At 66.4% G+C, this 18,229-nt stretch carries 15 protein-coding genes; 9 read left to right on the forward strand and 6 right to left on the reverse strand.

The genetic code is table 11. The features are described 5' to 3' along the window. Positions 1-4: 4 nt before the first annotated feature. Genes EER27_RS07700 through EER27_RS07715 form a run of 4 tightly spaced genes read left to right on the forward strand, consistent with a single transcriptional unit; the run spans position 5 to position 4,032 of the window. Entirely contained in the window at positions 5-877 is an 873-nt protein-coding gene (locus EER27_RS07700) for a hypothetical protein (protein ID WP_123087452.1), read from the forward strand. Positions 878-889: 12 nt separating this feature from the next. Beyond that, positions 890-1,708 (forward strand): TylF/MycF family methyltransferase, encoded by an 819-nt coding sequence (locus EER27_RS07705; protein ID WP_223807222.1) that lies wholly within the window; start codon positions 890-892, stop codon positions 1,706-1,708. 28 nt (positions 1,709-1,736) lie between these two features. Next, complete coding sequence (locus EER27_RS07710) at positions 1,737-2,504, forward strand: class I SAM-dependent methyltransferase (protein ID WP_123087453.1); 768 nt, start codon at positions 1,737-1,739, stop codon at positions 2,502-2,504. Positions 2,505-2,523: 19 nt separating this feature from the next. Continuing rightward, a complete protein-coding gene (locus EER27_RS07715; protein ID WP_123087454.1) occupies positions 2,524-4,032 on the forward strand; it encodes a lipopolysaccharide biosynthesis protein in 1,509 nt (502 codons plus the stop codon). A gap of 92 nt (positions 4,033-4,124) precedes the next feature. Here the strand turns inward: EER27_RS07715 and EER27_RS07720 are convergent, their stop codons facing one another. Then, the gene (locus tag EER27_RS07720) at positions 4,125-5,165 is read right to left on the reverse strand and encodes a glycosyltransferase family 2 protein (RefSeq protein ID WP_123087455.1); all 1,041 of its coding nucleotides are present in this window, start codon (positions 5,163-5,165) and stop codon (positions 4,125-4,127) included. 110 nt (positions 5,166-5,275) lie between these two features. Between EER27_RS07720 and EER27_RS07725 the strand changes: the two genes are divergently transcribed. Then, the gene (locus EER27_RS07725; protein WP_190285699.1) at positions 5,276-6,349 is read left to right on the forward strand and encodes a glycosyltransferase; all 1,074 of its coding nucleotides are present in this window, start codon (positions 5,276-5,278) and stop codon (positions 6,347-6,349) included. A 60-nt stretch (positions 6,350-6,409) separates the two neighbouring features. On the opposite strand, the gene EER27_RS07730 is transcribed toward EER27_RS07725, so the two are convergent. The 3 genes from EER27_RS07730 to EER27_RS07740 form a co-directional block, all read right to left on the reverse strand. Beyond that, positions 6,410-7,546 carry a glycosyltransferase gene (locus tag EER27_RS07730; RefSeq protein WP_343205461.1) on the reverse strand — a complete coding sequence of 379 codons (1,137 nt, stop codon included), beginning with the start codon at positions 7,544-7,546 and terminating at the stop codon, positions 6,410-6,412. Positions 7,547-7,700: 154 nt separating this feature from the next. Further along, positions 7,701-8,399 (reverse strand): class I SAM-dependent methyltransferase, encoded by a 699-nt coding sequence (locus EER27_RS07735; protein ID WP_123087457.1) that lies wholly within the window; start codon positions 8,397-8,399, stop codon positions 7,701-7,703. Continuing rightward, on the reverse strand, positions 8,396-9,256 hold the full coding sequence (locus EER27_RS07740) for a glycosyltransferase family 2 protein (RefSeq protein ID WP_123087458.1): 861 nt from the start codon (positions 9,254-9,256) through the stop codon (positions 8,396-8,398). The genes EER27_RS07735 and EER27_RS07740 overlap by 4 nt, the downstream gene beginning before the upstream one ends. A 162-nt stretch (positions 9,257-9,418) precedes the next feature. Between EER27_RS07740 and pilB the strand changes: the two genes are divergently transcribed. From pilB to coaE, 4 genes are all read left to right on the forward strand, one after another. Continuing rightward, a complete protein-coding gene (gene pilB, locus EER27_RS07745; RefSeq protein ID WP_123087459.1) occupies positions 9,419-11,143 on the forward strand; it encodes a type IV-A pilus assembly ATPase PilB in 1,725 nt (574 codons plus the stop codon). A gap of 97 nt (positions 11,144-11,240) precedes the next feature. Beyond that, positions 11,241-12,494 (forward strand): type II secretion system F family protein, encoded by a 1,254-nt coding sequence (locus EER27_RS07750; protein WP_123087460.1) that lies wholly within the window; start codon positions 11,241-11,243, stop codon positions 12,492-12,494. A gap of 18 nt (positions 12,495-12,512) precedes the next feature. After that, a complete protein-coding gene (locus EER27_RS07755; RefSeq protein ID WP_123087461.1) occupies positions 12,513-13,385 on the forward strand; it encodes a prepilin peptidase in 873 nt (290 codons plus the stop codon). A 3-nt stretch (positions 13,386-13,388) separates the two neighbouring features. Beyond that, positions 13,389-14,000 carry a dephospho-CoA kinase gene (gene coaE / locus EER27_RS07760; protein ID WP_123087462.1) on the forward strand — a complete coding sequence of 204 codons (612 nt, stop codon included), beginning with the start codon at positions 13,389-13,391 and terminating at the stop codon, positions 13,998-14,000. A gap of 201 nt (positions 14,001-14,201) precedes the next feature. On the opposite strand, the gene EER27_RS07765 is transcribed toward coaE, so the two are convergent. Both EER27_RS07765 and secA read right to left on the reverse strand, forming a co-directional pair. Then, entirely contained in the window at positions 14,202-15,209 is a 1,008-nt protein-coding gene (locus EER27_RS07765) for a Nudix family hydrolase (protein WP_123087463.1), read from the reverse strand. Between the two features lie 159 nt (positions 15,210-15,368). Then, entirely contained in the window at positions 15,369-18,101 is a 2,733-nt protein-coding gene (gene secA / locus EER27_RS07770; RefSeq protein WP_123087464.1) for a preprotein translocase subunit SecA, read from the reverse strand. Between the last annotated feature and the right edge of the window lie 128 nt (positions 18,102-18,229).

Here is an 18,229-nt window from a genome sequence, read left to right on the forward strand (position 1 = left end):
CTCCATGATCGGCATCCATCTGAACCACGAGCTCGACTGCAGCGAGCGCCGGCGCCTCGTTTTCAACGGCGACCTGCTGCTGTACAGCCGCAACGCGGCGACTGCCGCGCTCGCCGACCACGCCATCTCCCTGGCCAGCGAGGCGTTCGCCCCGATGGACCCGCAGTTCGCACAGGAAGAGCTGTCGGTGGCCGCGTTCATCGAACGCGCCGGGCCGCTGAAGTCACGCTTCACCAACGACCTGCGCACCAAGGAACTGGTGCGCGACGTGCTCGTTGCCTTCGGCTGCGACCTCGACGAAACCTACTTCGACGTACCGCGCCTGCGCCTGGTGCCGCACGGCGACTACCTAAGCTCCGGCGTCAGCTATGCGTACAAGGCGCACCGCGACATCTGGTACGCAAGTCCCACCGCGCAGGTGAACTGGTGGCTGCCGGCATTCGCGGTGACCACCGAACGGGCGATGTCGTTCTTCCCCGAGTACTGGTCCAAAGCCGTGCCCAACAGTTCGTCCGAGTTCGACTACGACGAGTGGTGCCGTGTTGGCCGCCAACTCGCCACCAGCCAGGTGGACAAGGACACCCGCAAGCACCCGCTGCCGGCCGATCCGATCAGTACCGAGAGCGAACTGCGCATCGCCAGCACCAAGGGCGACGTGATCATGTTCTCCGCCGCGCACCTGCACGCCACGGCGGCAAACCGTTCGGGTCGCACGCGCTTCAGCATCGATTTCCGCACGCTCAACCGTTCCGACATCGAACAGGGCCGCGGCGCGCCCAACGTGGACAGCCGACCCAGCGGCAGCACCATTGGCGACTTCATCCGTGCGCGCGACTTCGCGCCGATCCAGATCCCTTCCGCCTGGCAGCAGCCGTAACCGAGGCCTCCCGTGACCGACACGACCGAAAACAGCACCACCCCCGGAAACGGCGACATATCGCCCACCATGCACGACCCGCGGACGCAGGCCCGCTTCGACCTCACCTCGCGTGAGGCACTCGAGGAGTACTTCACCAACAGCCCGGGATCGGCCACCGAGAAGCTCGAGAACTTCGCCAAGTACGTGCCGCGGCAGAACCTCGCGCGCTTCCTGGCCAGGTACGAGATCTTCAAGCTGATCAAGGACGTGCAGGGCTCGATCGTCGAGTGCGGCGTGCTGTTCGGCGGCGGCCTGATGAGTTTCGCCAAGCTCAGCGCGATCCTGGAGCCGTACAACTTCCAGCGCCGGGTGATCGGCTTCGACACGTTCACCGGCTTCCCCGACATCGATGCGGCCGACCTGAAGGGCAAGCCTGAGCGAAAGTCCGCGCACCTCAAGCAGCACGGTTTCGCGGCCGACGGCGCCTACGAGGACCTGCTGCGCGCGGTCGAGCTGTTCGACATCAGCAGGTTCCTCAACCACTTCCCCAAGGTCGAAGTCGTGCCGGGAGATTTCGCCCAGACGGCTCCGAAGTACCTGCAGGACTACCCGCACCTGGTCGTAAGCTGCCTCTACCTCGACTTCGACATCTACCAACCCACCCGAATCGCACTCGAGCAGTTCCTGCCGCGCATGCCGAAGGGTTCGGTGCTGGTGTTCGACGAACTCAACGAGGAAGCGTTCCCCGGCGAGACCATTGCCGTGATGGAGATGCTCGACCTCAACAAGCTCCGCGTGCGCCGGTTTGATTTCGAACCACGTATTTCCTACGCCGTCATTGGCGATTGATCGAAACCACGGACACAAGAGAAGACGCATGGGAACCGACCGCGACTGGGAGAACTGGGGCCGCAACGATCCTTACTTCGGCGTGATCAGCGACGAGTCCTTCCGCGCCGAGCGGATGACCGACCAGGCGCGGGCCGCCTTTTTCCGGATGGGCGACGAGCACGTCGAGCGACTGCTGGCCACCATCGGCGAACGCTTCCAGCCGGGCTTCCGGCCGGAAGCGTCGCTGGACTTCGGATGCGGCGTCGGGCGTCTGCTGATTCCCTTGGCACGACAGAGCGATCGCGCCACCGGCGTGGATATCTCGCCGGCGATGCTTGCCGAAGCGCGACGCAACTGCGAACTGATGGGCATCGACAACGTCGAGCTGATCGGGTCCGACGATGGGCTCAGCCAGGCGCGGGGCGAGTACGACCTTGTGCACTCGCACATCGTGTTCGCGCACATCGACCCTCGGCGTGGCCACCGGCTGATCGAGGCGATGGCGTCCAAGGTGCGCCCGCACGGATACATCGCCGTGCAGGTGCTCTATGCCTGCACCGCCCCACGGTGGATTCGCGCGCTGGTCAAACTGCGTTACCGGTTCCCGCTACTGAATGCGGTGCGAAACATCCTGCGCGGACGACCGGCAGGTGAGCCGCCGATGCAGTTGCACGTCTACGACCTGCCGACCATTCTGCGCACGTTGAACCGGCTCGGCTTTGGCGAGGCATTGCTGATCACCGACAAGTTCAGCAACGGCGAGTTCGACTCGGTGGTGCTCGTCGCCCGGCGCGGCGCGGCGTCCGGCGACTAGCGGCACGGCGCCTCCGCCAATGGCGCGCCTGCGCAACAGTGTCCTGGCGAACTACGCGGGGCAGGCCTGGGTCGGGCTGATGGGCATCGTGTTCGTGCCGGCCTACCTGCGCGAACTCGGCGCCGAACGGTTCGGGCTGGTGGCCTTCATGCTCAGCCTGCAGGCGATCTCGCTGCTGCTGGACATGGGCGCTGGCGTGTTCCTCGGACGCGAACTGGCGCAACGCAACCATGATCCGCAACGCCGAGGCAGCATCCGGCAACTGGTCCGCAGCTTCGAGTGGCTGATGTGGCCAATGGCGCTGACGATCTTCGTGGCGTTGTATGCCGGCAGCACGGCGATCGCCAGCGACTGGCTCGAACCCACGCAACTCGGTCCTGCCCAGACGACATCCGCGATCCAGCTCATGGGGCTGGTGGTGGCGCTGCTGTGGCCAACCAGTTTCTATGCGGCGTCCCTGTCCGGCCTTGAGCAACAGCCGCGGCTCAACGTGCTGGTCGCGGTGTTCGCCACATTGCGCTTCGCTGGCGTGCTGCCGGTGTTGTACTGGACCGATACGGGCCTGGCGGGATTCCTGTGGTGGCACGCCATCGTCGCGGCCGCACAAACCCTGTGCAGCGCGGCATTGCTGTGGCGCCTGCTGCCGCCAGCGGCAGGTCCTGTGCGCATGAACTGGCACGAGCTGCTGGACGCAAGGCGTTTCGCGTTTGGTGTGTTTGGTGTCACTGCATTGGGATTGCTGCTTGGGCAGATGGACCGGTTCACGCTTTCCGCCCTGCGCCCGCTCGCCGAGTTTGGCCAGTACGCCGTCGCCATCACCATCAGCGCCGGACTGGGCAGGCTCGTGCAGCCGATGTTCAATGCGATCTATCCGCGCCTGAGCCGCTTCGCGGCCGAGGGGGATCAGGCAGGGATCTCGGATCTCTACCACCTGGCCAGTCAGATCGTCGCCGTGGTGGTGGCCGCCATTGCCGCCATCATCTGCGTGCATGCCCAGTCGGTCCTGCTGCTGTGGACTGGCGATGCGGCGCTTGCAGCCGTGGCCGCACTGCCGTTGAGCCTGCTGTTCGCGGGCGCGGCGATGAACGGCCTGCTGAACATTCCGTTCGCGCTGCAGCTGGCGCATGGCTGGACCGGGTTGGCAGCCACGGGCAACCTCATCGCGGTCGTGGTGGGGGCGCCGCTGTACGTCGTGGCGATCAACCGCTTCGGGATGGTCGGCGCGGCTGGTGTTTCGCTGGCAATCAACTTCGCCTGGCTGGCGCTCGGCCTGCCCCTGATGCATCGACGCCTGCTGCGCGGCGAACTGACCGGCTGGTACCTGCGTAGCGTGATGCCCCCCCTGTTGGCGGCCATGGCGGTATCGCTGCTGGCCCGGCTGCTATGGCCAGCCGTCGAACGGAACTGGGCAGGTGCCAGCTGGTTGGCCGCCGTCGCCATGCTGTCGCTGCTGGCCGCGGCAATCGCCACCCCCGGTCCACGGGCGCTCCTGCACCGACACGTCTGGCAACGAATCACGCGACGCTGAAGGGGCTGGATCGGGTTCGGTGTTGGGTCCGCCTGAGCCAAGCCGGCCGTTGCAAGCCGTCCGGCGCGTGGCCGGCGCTGGGTCAGTCAGCGCTATGGATCCCGTAACAGGTGGCCGTAGCGCTGCTGCAATCCGCCGCGTGAAGCCACGATCCGCATCTCGGCCTTGCGATAACCCCACGACAGCGCTGACTGGACTCCCGGGATGTGTTCGCATGCACCCGCCAATGCCCTCAACGCCATGGCCGGCAGGCGCCTGGAGCAATCCCGCGCCAACGCGGTGGCCGCCTCGCGCGCAAAATCGCGGCGTCCCGCTGCCAGCGCATGCACGCCGCGTCGAAACAGCATCCTGCGGGCATCGGCCTTCAGCGCGGCCAGCAGGCGGTCGCGATCCGCGTCGGTCAGGCCTTCGTAGCGGGGCACCTTCTGGAACATCCGCAGCCAGCCAGGCCAGAACGCCGCCATCGGTTGGGTGGCGCTGATCGAAGACGCATTGAGGGTGAACACCGCCACAGGAACACGCTCGACGACGAACGGGAAACGAGCGGCAAGTCGAAGCGTGTAGTCCAGGTCCGAGGGGCCCAGGGTTTCCGGATCCAGGAAATCGAGCTGTTCGAGCACTTCGCGCCGGAACACGATGCCGATCCACGTCGGGGCCATCCCGGCGGTCATCGCCATCGCCCCCTCGGGCTGCAGGTACATGCCGTCGCGCGGCCAGCGGTCCATGCGTGCATCCCAGATGCGGCCATCGGCGTCGACGTTGAGCGTGGTGCCCACCCAGAACATCGCCCGAGGGTTGGCAGCCAGCCCCGCCAGAGCACGCTGGTAGAACTGGGGAAGCAGGTAGTCGTCGTCGGACAGCAACGAGAAGAAGGGTGTCTGGATGTCGCGCACGCCAAACGCAAAATTGGCGACGGCGCCGACATTCTGCGGGTGACAGTGATACGCGACCTGCGGGTGCTCTGCCGCCAACCCTGCTACCACCTCGCGGGTGCCATCGCCGGACGCGTTGTCGCAAACCCGCACGCACACCTCGACACCGTCCTGCTCGATCGCGCTCAGGATCGCCCGCCGGAGCAACTGCGGCCGGCGATAGGTGGGAATGACGGTGGTCAGCAGTGGCGACGTGGGCATGGCGGCGATGCTACTGAGCCTGTGCGTTGCCGGCCAGCGGCATTGCGGTTGCTTGCCGGATGGGGTGGCGCGTCGATAGGCTTGCCGCACTGTCCCACCTGACTCCCGGCATGCGCATCACCGTCGTTGCGAAGCGTCACTACACCAAGAAGGATGCATTCGCCGAGAGCTTCGGACGTGTCTACCAACTTCCGCTGCAATGGCATCGCGACGGTCACCAGGTGCAACTGCACCTGCTCGACTACCACTCGCTTCGACGCGATCACACCGCACGCGATGGATTCGACGTGTACGCCGAACCCGCTGCGTCGCCTTTGGCGTTGCGTCGGATCGTGCGCGCGCAGGCGCGCTTCAATCCCGACGTCGTGATCGGCAGCGGCGACAGCGCCATTGGCTTGCTTGGCCGGTGGATTGCCCGCCGCCAAGGCGCGCGATTCGTGTTCGATGCCTACGACGACTATCGCCGGTTCGGCAATTCACGGCTGTTCCTCGGTTGGGATGCCTATGGGTGGCTGGTGAATCGCGCCGACGTTGTCATGTATGCCAGCCAGCGTCTTGCCGACGAGCACAGCGGATCGGCCGCGTCCGTGATTGTTCCCAACGGTGTCGACCCGGCACAGTTCGCCCCCGCCGACCTCGCGCGGTCGCGATCGGACAATGCCCTGCCGCCCCCGGAGCAAGTGCGCCTGGTTGGCTACTTCGGAAGCATGGAGCGCGATCGCGGCGTCGACGTGTTGATCGAGGCGGTCCGCAAGCTGCACTGCAACGATCCGCGCGTGCGGCTGCTGCTGGCCGGTCGCAAACGCGACGACATGCAGCTCGACGCGGCCTGGATCCACTATGTCGGCCAGGTGGACCACCGCAGCATCCCCGGGCTGCTCAACGCGTGCGATGTCGTCGCCCTGCCGTACCTGCTCAGTCCGCTGATGGACATGGGGGCGTCGTGCAAGATCGCCGAGTACCTCTTCTGCCGTCGACCGCTTGCCGCGACGCGAACGCCCAACTTCCTCTGCAATTTTCCGCACCAGGCCCAAGCGCTCGCGGACCGGCTTGCCTCACCCGGTGACGCGGACGACCTCGCCCGGGTGCTGTCGCTGCAGCTGGACACGCCCAGCATCGCCCCCGTCCCCGAGGAGATGGCGTGGCAGCGGATCGCCCATCAGGCGGCGGCCGCCTTCGGCTGACCACGACGCGCGGCTGACGCAACGATTGCGGGACACTTCGGTCGACCGCGCTGAACCCGCTCAGCTTCCCGAACGATCTTGCGCGAGCCGCGAAAGCAGATCCGCGTACCCGGCCGCCACCTGTTGCCAGGACAGGCGCTCCAGCAACCGGTTGCGCGCCAGCGTCGCCTTGGCGGCACTCGCATCGGCGTCGCGCAACACGTCCACCAGCGCGTCGGCCAGGGCAGCGGGGTCGTTCTGCGGAACAATCCAGGACAGGTCGTCGTCGACGACGTCGCGCACGGCCGGAACGTCCCCCACAACCACCGGGCAATGGCAGGCGATTGCCTCGGCAACCACCAGGCCCAGTCCCTCCTGGTCGCCGTCCGCGGCCTCGACGAACGGTGCCGCAAACACCGCCGCGGCCCGGTAGTGGGCCGGCAGCGCGGCCTGAGGAACGGCGCCCAGGAACGTCACCCGATCCGCCAGCCCAAGGTGTTCGACCCGGGCGGCGAGCGCCGCCTGTTCCGGGCCAAAGCCGATGACATCGAGCCGCGCCTCGGGGACTTTCTGCAGGACCTGCGGCATGGCATCAATCAGGTGGATGACGCCCTTCTTGGCGACCAGCCGCCCCACGAACAGGATCGTCGCGGTGGAACGCGCCGGGGCCGGCTCGGATCCTGGCGACGGCGTGAACAGGCCGAAATCCACGCCCATCGGCATGACGTGCGCGTCCGCGCCAGGATGCTCGTCGCGCAGGCGCGAACGCATGGCCCGGCTGACCACGCTCACGGCGGCCACACGCGCGAGCACGAAGCTGCGCAAACCGCGGTACAGCCGTCCACGGATGGCAAACAGGTCCGCGCCATGCGACGTCACCAGTACCGGCGGCCTTCCCGGCACACACGCCGCCACCAGCCCCTGCGGGAGTAGCCAATGCGCATGCACCACGTCCGGACGGAGCTTGCGGATGAACCGCAAGGTGGCCCAGGCCTGGGCGATGAGGAACGGCGGCACCAACAGCCATCGCCAGGGACTGCGCCGCAGGTTGGTGACGATGCCGCCGTCATTGACCAACCGCTCCATGGACGCCGGCGCGTAGCGATAGCGATGCACCTGAACGCCATCGAGCACTTCCGTTGGGCGAGCCCCCATTGCATGCGGGCCGAGCACCGTGACATCGAAACGGTCGGTCAGGCGTCGTGCCAGCTCGTGCACGAAGCCGGGCTCGTGATCACCGGTCCATCGCGGATAGGTGGACGTCAGGACCAGCAGGCGCGGTCGCACGGATTGCCTCCCGGTCACGATCGATCTCCCGCATCCACCGCGAGCTGCGACATGCGGGCCAGCGCGAACGTCGAACCCGGTGCGCTCATCGCCTGCGCGCTTGCACGTTGTGTCCGAGCGCGAAATGGTGCCAGTCCGGCCACAACCAGCTCAGCGACCAGGCGGCGATATTGATCAGCAACACCATGGGCATCGCGAACGGCAGCAGCCAGACCCGATCGGAGCGCCCGAGCAGCGAGCCGGCAATCGCCAGGCATGCCAGCGCACCTGCGGCCCGGATGGCGTGCAATGGCTTGTCGAGCGCCACCACGTCCATGCCCGCACCGGACAGGTCGCGCCTCAGACCGAACTCGGTGTAGCGCTGGTAGTCGTAGGGCGCGTCGTGCAGCGGATAGAGGAACGGCATGGAGATCCACGCCGTCCCACCGGGTTTGAGCACGCGCGCGATCTCCGCGGCAACCGTTGCAGGCGCGGCCACATGCTCCAGCACCTCCAGGCAGATGACCCCATCGAAACTTGCATCCGCGAAAGGCAGGGCGGCGGCATCGGCGAACACGTCGGGACGCGCGGCATACAAGTCGCGCCCGGTGGATGGGTAGTCGAGCGCAACGTACTCCACCGTTGCCGGAAGGTGCGGCTGGACCCATCGATCCGCCGCACCGATATCCAGCACCCGCCCGCTGGACTGCGCCAACCCGGCAGGAGGCCGGCGAGGACCCAACAGCCACTGCGGGTGCAAGGGCGTTCGCTTCAGCAGCGCCGCAAATGCGCGCAGGCGACTCATCGATCCGGCGGCCGCGTGTAGGTCAGGGACGTGATCTGCTCGGAAACCAGCCCGATCAGGAACACGATCACTCCCGCGCTCAACAACAGCGCGCTCATGTTGGTGAACCGGTGCAAGGTGAGGAAGGTAAACGCGTAGTAGCCGAAACCCAGCGTGAAGAACGTCGCGCCGATCGGCGCAAACAGCTTCAATGGGGAGTACAGGGTGGCGATCTTGAAGATGATCAGCAGGAAGCGAAGGCCATCACGCAGCGGACGGATATGGCTGGAGGTTCCCACCCGCCGGGCGACCGGGATCGGCACGTAGGCCACCGGATAGGCGCTGCGGAAGAACGCCATCGTGCTGGTCGTCGGATAGCTGAAGCCGTTTGGCAGCAAATGTAGGAATTCGCGGAACTTGTCGGCACGTACGGCGCGGAAGCCGGACGTAAGATCAAGGACGCGGTGCCCGGTCATCCAGCTGGCCAGGCGGTTGTAGAAGGCGTTTGCGAGGCCCCGGTGGAGGTTGGCCTGGCCGTTGGCGTCGCGCGCTCCCACCGCCATGTCGTAGCCCGCTTCCAGCTTGGCCAGCAGCTGGCCGATATGGGCCGGGTCGTGCTGGCCGTCCGCGTCCATGAACACGAGGATGTCGTTGCTGGCCGCGCGGGCGCCGCGCTTGATCGCCGCGCCATTGCCCATCGAGTATGGCGACGACAGCACCCGCGCACCGAAGGCGCTTGCCACCTGCGCGGTGTCGTCGGTGGACCCGTCGTCGACCACGATGAGTTCCGCCTGCGGCCACTGGCTGCGCAGGGCTGGCAATGTCCGTGCCAGCCCGTCGGCTTCGTTTTTCGCAGGCAGAATCACGGAAATATTCATCGGGCCCCCTCTAGGCCCACAGGGTAGGCGATCGCGCCATTTCCCGGATAGGTGCAGCCTGCACAGAATCGCCTTTGCGGATTTCCGGAAAGGTGCGCTCGTTCCGCACGCGGGGGCGCGGGATTGGGGTACAGTCGGGTGGGGAAAAACGAGGGGGTTTCAATGGCAACCGTTGCCACTGCCAACCTGGTGGGGATTACCGGCATTGCCCGGCGCTTGGTGCTGGACGGCGCCCTGGACGAACAGTCCGCGCGCGAGGCGATGAGCGGCGCGACCAACCAGAAACAGCCGCTCGCCACCTACCTGTCCGACAAGCGCCTGGTCAGCACGGCCCAGCTCGCCGCCGCCAACTCGATGGAGTTCGGCGTCCCGCTGATCGACATCGGCGCGATGGACCCGGCACAGACGGCAATCAAGCTGGTCAGCGAGTCGTTGATCCGCAAGCACCAGGTGCTGCCGCTGTTCAAGCGGGGCAACCGCCTCTTCATCGGCCTGGCCGACCCGACCGACACTGCAGCGCTCGACGAGATCAAGTTCCAGACGAATCTCACGGTCGAGGCGATCCTGGTCGACGAAGACCGCCTGCTGCGCACGATCGACCTGTGGCTCGAGGCCAGCGACGCGCTTTCCAGCGCCGTCGGCAGCGACGAAGGCATGGACAACCTCGATGTCGCCGGCGATCAGGAACTGAACACCGACACCGGCGTCGAGGTCAAGACCGACGACACCCCGGTCGTGAAGTTCGTCAACAAGGTGCTGGTCGATGCGATCCGTCGCGGCGCATCGGACATCCACTTCGAGCCTTACGAGACCGAATACCGGGTCCGCACCCGCATCGACGGCCTGCTCAAGCAGATCACCAAGGTCCCGCCCAACCTGCAGGCGCGCATCGCGGCGCGACTCAAGGTCATGGCGCAGCTGGACATCGCCGAAAAGCGCGTCCCGCAGGACGGCCGCATCAAGCTCAACATCTCCAAGTCCAAGCAGATCGACTTCCGCGTCAGCACCCTGCCGACGCTGTTCGGCGAAAAGGTGGTGCTGCGTATCCTGGACGGCAGTGCGGCCAAGCTCGGTATCGACAAGCTCGGCTACGAGGACGACCAGCGCGCACTGTACGAGAAGGCGCTCGCCAACCCCTACGGCATGGTGCTGGTCACCGGCCCGACCGGTTCGGGCAAGACGGTGTCGCTGTACACCGGTCTCAACATTCTCAACGACGAGCAGCGCAACATCTCCACGGTCGAAGACCCGGTCGAAATCCGCGTGCCGGGCATCAACCAGGTGCAGATGAACGTCAAGCGCGGCATGACCTTTGCCGCCGCGCTGCGCAGCTTCCTGCGACAGGATCCGGACGTGATCATGGTCGGCGAAATCCGCGACCTGGAAACGGCCGAGATCGCGATCAAGGCCGCGCAGACCGGTCACATGGTGCTGTCGACCCTGCACACCAACGACGCACCGCAGACCATCGCGCGCCTGATGAACATGGGCGTCGCACCGTTCAACATCACCTCATCGGTCACCCTGGTGATCGCCCAGCGCCTCGCGCGCCGGCTGCACGACTGCAAGCGCGAGGTTCACCTGCCCGAGCACGCATTGCTGGCCGAGGGATACAGCGCCGAGGAAATCGCCTCACCCAGCTTCAAACTCTTTGAAGCCGTAGGCTGTCCGGACTGCACCGAAGGCTACAAGGGCCGTACCGGTATCTATCAGGTAATGCCGATGACCGACGAGATCCAGGCAATCGTGCTGGCCGGCGGCAACGCCATGCAGATCGCCGATGCGGCGCAACGGTCCGGCGTGCGTGACCTGCGCCAATCCGCACTGCTCAAGGCCCGCAACGGCGTCACCAGCTTGGCCGAGATCAACCGGGTAACCAAGGACTGAGCCATGCCCCGTTCCCGGTCAACCTACCCCACCCGCCTCGCCGCGACCGCGCGTCACCGCGCGTCTTCCCCGATCAACGCTTAAACAGGGCTGACTCATGTCCGCGACCCGCACTGCCGCAAAAACCGCCATTCGCCGCGCCGATCCGATGGGCACCTTCGTATGGGAAGGCACGGACAAGCGCGGCAAGGTCATGAAGGGCGAACAGCAGGCCAAGAGCGCCAACCTGCTGCGCGCTGAACTCCGCCGCCAGGGCATCACACCCAGGATCGTGAAGCCCAAGGCCAAGCCGCTGTTCGGCGCGGCCGGCAAGCGCGTCACGCCGCTCGACATTGCCGTCTTCAGCCGGCAGATCGCGACGATGATGAAGTCCGGCGTGCCGATCGTGGGCGCGATGGAAATCATCGCCAACGGCAACAAGAATCCGCGTATGTCGAAGCTGGTCAACGACGTCCGCGCCGAGATCGAAAGCGGCTCGTCGATGCACGAGGCGCTCAGCAAGCATCCGGTCCAGTTCGACGAGCTCTACCGCAACCTGGTCAAAGCCGGCGAAGGCGCGGGCGTGCTCGAGACCGTGCTCGACACGGTCGCGACCTACAAGGAAAACCTTGAAGCGCTGAAGGGCAAGATCAAGAAGGCGATGTTCTACCCTGCGATGGTTGTCGCGGTTGCGCTGATCGTGAGCTCGATCCTGCTGGTGTTCGTGGTGCCGCAGTTCGAAGACGTGTTCAAGGGCTTCGGTGCCGACCTGCCGGCCTTCACCCAGCTGATCGTCAAACTCAGCCGGTTCATGGTCAGCTGGTGGTGGGCGGTGTTGCTCATCATCGTCGGCGTGATCGTCGCGTTCGTGATGTTGAAAAACCGATCGCTCGCGTTCTCGCACTTCCTCGACAGGGTGATCCTCAAGCTTCCCGTGATCGGTCAGATCATGCACAACTCGGCGATTGCCCGCTTCGCGCGCACCCTGGCGGTGACGTTCAAGGCCGGCGTGCCGCTGGTCGAGGCCCTCGAAACCGTCGCCGGCGCCACCGGCAACACCGTGTACGAGAATGCCGTGCTCAAGATTCGCGACGACGTCGCGGTGGGCTACTCGGTCAACATGGCGATGAAGCAGGTCAATCTGTTCCCGCACATGGTCGTGCAGATGACCGCGATCGGTGAAGAAGCCGGTGCGCTCGACACCATGCTGTTCAAGGTGGCCGAGTTCTACGAGCAGGAAGTCAACAACGCCGTCGACGCACTGGCCAGCTTGCTCGAACCGCTGATCATGGTGTTCCTGGGTGTGGTTGTCGGCGGCATGGTGATTGCCATGTACCTGCCGATCTTCAAACTCGCGGCCGTGGTCGGTTAAGGAACGGCTCCGAGACAGATGGCTTTCCTAGATCAGAACCCCGGCATCGGCTATCCGCTGATTGCCGGACTCGGGCTGCTCGTCGGCAGTTTCCTCAACGTGGTGATCCTGCGACTGCCCAAGCGGCTGGAGTGGGAGTGGAAGCGCGACAGCCGAGAAGTGCTGGAACTGCCCGAGGCGGAGGTCTACGACCCGCCGCCGCCGGGCATCGTGATCGAGCGCTCGCACTGCCCGCAGTGCAAGCGGCAGCTGAGCTGGTACGAGAACATCCCGGTGTTCAGCTGGCTTGCGCTGCGTGGCCGCTGCCGTAGTTGCCACAACCCCATTTCCATCCAGTACCCGGCCGTCGAACTGTTGACCATGGTGCTGCTGGTGCTCTGCGCGTGGCGCTTCGGCTTCGGCTGGCAGGGCTTTGGCGCGATGGTGTTCACCTGTTTCCTGATCCCGCTGGCCGGCATCGACCTGCGCACGCAGTACCTGCCCGACAACATGACCTTGCCACTGATGTGGCTGGGCCTGATCGCCAGCAGCGACAATCTGTACATGCCGGCGAAGCCGGCTTTGCTGGGCGTGGTCGCCGGTTACCTGAGCCTGTGGTCGGTGTCGTGGGTGTACAAGCAGGTCAAGGGCCGGCACGGCATGGGCGGCGGCGACTTCAAGCTGCTGGCCGCGATCGGCGCGTGGGTTGGCCTCAAGGGCATCCTGCCGACCATCCTGCTGTCGTCGCTGGTCGGCGCGATCATCGGCTCGATCTGGCTGGCCACCAAGGGCCGCGACCACGCCACCCCGATCCCGTTCGGCCCTTACCTCGCGATCGCCGGCTGGGTCTCGTTCTTCTGGGGCGATCAGCTCATCGGCAGCTACCTTCGCCTGTCGGGCCTGCAGGGCTGACCGATGGCCGCGTACTGCGTCGGCGTCACCGGCGGCGTCGGTTCCGGCAAGAGTGAGGTCACCCGCCGCTTCGAAGCCCTGGGGATCCGCGTCGCCGATGCCGATCTGGCAGCTCGCGAGGTGGTTGCCCCCGGATCAGCGGGGTTGGCCGAGGTCGTTGCCGCGTTTGGGGTCGAGGTACTCGCCGCCGACGGCACGCTCGACCGCTCGGCAATGCGCAAACGCGTGTTCTCGGCTCCGGACGCGCGCCGCCAGCTGGAATCCATCGTCCACCCCCGCGTTCGTGCCCAGCTGCAGGCGCAATGTGCCGCGGCGGATGGCCCCTATGCGATCGCCGCCGTTCCGCTGCTGGCCGAGGGCGGTGGGCGCGATCGGTACCCGTGGCTCCAGCGCATCCTGGTGGTCGATGTGCCGGCAGAACTACAGCGCGATCGGGTGATGCGGCGCGATGGCATCGACGGGGGCCTGGCCGACCGCATGATCGCCAGCCAGGCCAGTCGCGAGCAGCGCCTGGCGATTGCCGACGACGTGATCGTCAATGACGGCCCGCTCCACCAGCTCGACGCGCTCGTCGCCGCGCTGGACCGGCACTACCGCGCCTTGTCGGCCGCCTGAGCGCCGGAGCCAGGCGCTGGGACGCACCAGGATGACGCCGCATAGCGCGGCCTTAGGCCCGACCCTCCGGGTGGCATCTCAGCGGCCCCAAGCCGGCGTCGCGCTGCTTGACCTTGCAGGCAGCAAGGCTGCGGCGCAGCACAGCACCACCTGCGGACCGCTGACAAGCCACGCGACATCCGCCCATCGGGTTAACAGGCCCTAGCCCGAGGGCCACAGCGCGCGGATTGCCGCGATTCCCTGGGCGCCGTGGCGGCGCGCGGTGGCGATGTCGTCCGGACCCAGGCCGCCGATCGCATACAGCGGCAGCGAAACCGCTTCACGCAGGACGGCAAAACCGGCCCAACCGATGCCAACGCGTCCGGGGTGGCTGGGCGTGGCAGCCACGGTGCCCAGCACCGCGAACTGGCAACCCAGCGCCTGCGCCATGCGCAACTCCTCGACATCGTGGCAAGACGCCGCCAGGACCCCATCGTCGTCGAGGGGACGCACGGACGTCGCGCGCAACTGGGCCGCGGTGAGCTGCAACCCGACGCCCAGCTCCCGAGCCAGTCCCGCGTCGGCGTGCACCAACACTTCGGCACCGGCCGCGCGGCACAGTCCGGCCGCCTGGCCGGCCAACCCAGGCCAGCGTTCCGGGTCGAAACCCGGCGCGCGCAGCAGCACGCGCTGGATTCCCGTGTCCAGCGCCCGCTGCAGCCCTGCCAGCCACGCATCCGCACCCGCGTCGGGCTCGGGTGTGACCAGGTAGCGATCGGCCTGGCGCAGCGCCGCGACCACCGGCCGGTCCGCCGGCGGCATCGCATAACTCTCGAGCTTGTGTGGCGGCACCCAGACCAGCGCCTGTCCTTCGAGGCCGCGCAGCGTGCCGCGCCAACGCGTGATCTCGCGCACGTCCAGCCTCAGGCGCTTGTCGGGGTAGGCCTGTGGCACCTCGATCAGGCGCCCGCCAACGTCCACCTCGATGCCCAGTTCCTCGTGCAGCTCGCGCACGAGTGCGGCCTCGGGGGTTTCGCCGGGCTCCCGTTTGCCGCCGGGGAATTCCCACAGGCCGGCCAGGTCGCGGCCTTCGGTACGTCGCGCCAGCAGGATGCGTCCGCGCGCATCGCGCAGTACCCCGGCCACGACGTCCACAACGCGCGTTGCCGCCTGGCCGATCGCGGCCGGTGATCGGTCGGGCGTGGCGACGGGCTCAACCGGCCTGGTCATCACGCGACGCGCTCCCGGCGGGACTCCGCGCGTGACGTGGCAAGGGTGTCGCCCAGACTCCGGACCCCCGCGCGGCGGGCACGGCGTCCAACGGTGACCGCCGCCACCGGAGGCTCCCGCCTTCCCGATGCCGGGAAACGCGGGAGCCGTGCTGTCAGATCAGCCCAGCTGCCCATGGCAGTGCTTGAACTTCTTGCCGCTGCCGCAAGGGCAGACGTCGTTGCGACCGACGTTGGCAAACGCGTCGTCGCCACCGGTGGCAAGCGCGGCCTGCGCGGCCTCCTCGTCTGCCCCCAGGCCACCCATGTCCGGATGCTGGAACTGCATCTGCTGTGCCTGTTCCTGGGCGTGCGCCCGCTCGGCGGCTTCCATCTGTGCGATTTCTTCCTCGCTGCGGATGCGCACGCGCGACAGCATCGTCACCAGCTCCAACTTCACCTTGTCGAGCATGCTCGAGAACAGCTCGAAGGCTTCCTTCTTGTACTCCTGCTTCGGCTGCTTCTGGGCATAGCCACGCAGGTGGATGCCCTGACGCAGGTAATCCATGCGGGCCAGGTGCTCCTTCCAGTTCTGGTCGAGCACGTTGAGCATGATGTGCTTCTCGAGCATGCGCATCGTCTCGCTGCCCAGCTGCGTCTCGCGATCGGAGAAATGACGCTGGACCGCCTCGACCACATGCCGGGCGATGCCCTCGGCATCGACCTCCTCGCTGCCTGCGACGAAATCGGCGACCGCGACGTTCACGCCCAGCTCCTGCAGCAGCGTGCCCTCGAGGCCCGGGATGTCCCACTGCTCGTCGACCGAGTTCAGCGGTACGTGACGCGCCACCAGCTCGGCCACGACGTCCTCGCGGATGCCTTCGATGTTCTCGCGCACATCCTCTGCGTCGAGCAGTTCGTTGCGCTGGGAGTAGATGACCTTGCGCTGGTCGTTGTTGACGTCGTCGAAGTCCAGCAGGTTCTTGCGGATGTCGAAGTTGTGGGCCTCGACCTTGCGCTGCGCGTTGGCGATCTGCTTGGTCACCAGCGGGCTTTCGATGATGTCGTCTTCCTTCAGGCCCATGCGCGCCATGACCTTCTGCACCCAGTCGGCGGCGAAGATGCGCATCAGGTTGTCTTCGAGCGACAGGTAGAAGCGCGACGAGCCCGGATCGCCCTGGCGGCCGGCACGGCCGCGCAGCTGGTTGTCGATGCGGCGCGACTCGTGGCGTTCGGTACCGACGATGTGCAGGCCGCCAGCGGCCTTGACCACGTCATGGCGCTGCTGCCACTCGGCCTTCATGTCCGCACGCGTCGCCGCCTCGAGGGGGGCGCCGTTGAGCGACTCGAACTCGGCCACTTCGGCCTCGAGCGAGCCGCCCAGCACGATGTCGGTACCGCGACCGGCCATGTTGGTGGCGATCGTGATCGCGCCCGGACGACCGGCCTGGGCGACGATGGTCGCTTCGCGCTCGTGCTGCTTGGCGTTGAGCACCTCGTGGTGGATTCCGGCCTCGCGCAGCTGCTTGCTGAGCATCTCCGAGACCTCGATCGAGGTCGTGCCGACCAGCACCGGCTGCTGGCGGGCGTTGGCGTCCTTGATCTCGTTGATCACGGCGCGGTACTTGCCGGCGCGGTTGAGGAACACCGCATCCGGATGGTCGCGGCGCAGCACCGGCATGTGGGTCGGGATCACGATCACTTCCAGCGCGTAGATGCTCTGGAACTCGTAGGCCTCGGTGTCGGCCGTACCGGTCATGCCGGCAAGCTTGCCGTACATGCGGAACAGGTTCTGGAACGTGATGCTGGCCAGCGTCTGGTTCTCGCGCTGCACCGGCACGCCTTCCTTGGCTTCGACGGCCTGGTGCAGGCCATCGGACCAGCGGCGCCCGGCCAGCGTGCGGCCGGTGAACTCGTCGACGATCACCACCTCGCCATCGCGAACGATGTAGTCGACATCGCGCTGGTAGATCGCGTGCGCGCGCAGGGCGGCATTGAGATGGTGCACGACGCTGAGGTTGTGTCCGGCGTACAACGTGTCGTCGTCGCCCTGCAGGATGCCGGCCTGGCGCAGCAATGCCTCGGCGTGTTCCTGGCCTTCCTCGGACAGGTGAACCTGCTTGCCCTTCTCGTCGACGAAATAATCGCCGTCGGCGTCTTCCTTTTCCTGACGGGTCAGGGAGGGAACGAGGCGGTTGACCTTGATGTAAAGCTCCGGCGATTCGTCAGCCGGGCCGGAGATGATCAGCGGCGTGCGTGCCTCGTCGATCAGGATCGAGTCGACCTCGTCGACGATCGCGTAATTGAGCGCACGCTGGAAGCGGTCGTCCTTCGACAGCGCCATGTTGTCGCGCAGGTAGTCGAAGCCGAACTCGTTGTTGGTGCCGTAGGTGATGTCGGCGGCATAGGCGGCGGCCTTGTCCGAATGCGGCATGCCCGGGTAGACGACGCCGACGCTCAGGCCCAGCCAGTTGTAGAGCTTGCCCATCCACGCCGAGTCGCGCCGCGCCAGGTAGTCGTTGACGGTGACCACGTGCACGCCCTTGCCCTCGAGCGCGTTGAGGTACACCGGCAACGTACCGACCAGGGTCTTGCCCTCGCCCGTGCGCATCTCGGCGATCTTGCCCAGGTGCAGCACCATGCCGCCGATCATCTGGACGTCGTAGTGACGCATGCCAAGCACGCGGCGACTGGCTTCGCGACAGACGGCAAATGCCTCGGGCAGCAGCTTGTCCAGCGTTTCGCCCGCAGCGATCCGCTTCTGGAACTCGGGAGTCTTGGCCTGCAGCTCGGCGTCGCTGAGCTTCTCCAGCTCCGGCTCGAACGCATTGATCTTGGTGACGGAGCGTTGCAGTTGGCGCAGCAGTCGATCGTTGCGGCTGCCGAAAACGCGGGTGAGCAGGCTGTTGAGCATGTACGGGTCCGAAGCGGGACAAGGGGGCGCCAAGGCAGGACGCAATGGGAACGCGTTACCGCCGACAAGTTCCCGCAAACCACGGGAAGTCCGTCGAAAGCAAACAGCCGACACGGGACCAGGGCGCC

The organism is Montanilutibacter psychrotolerans (assembly GCF_003719825.1).
Taxonomy (GTDB): domain Bacteria; phylum Pseudomonadota; class Gammaproteobacteria; order Xanthomonadales; family Xanthomonadaceae; genus Montanilutibacter; species Montanilutibacter psychrotolerans.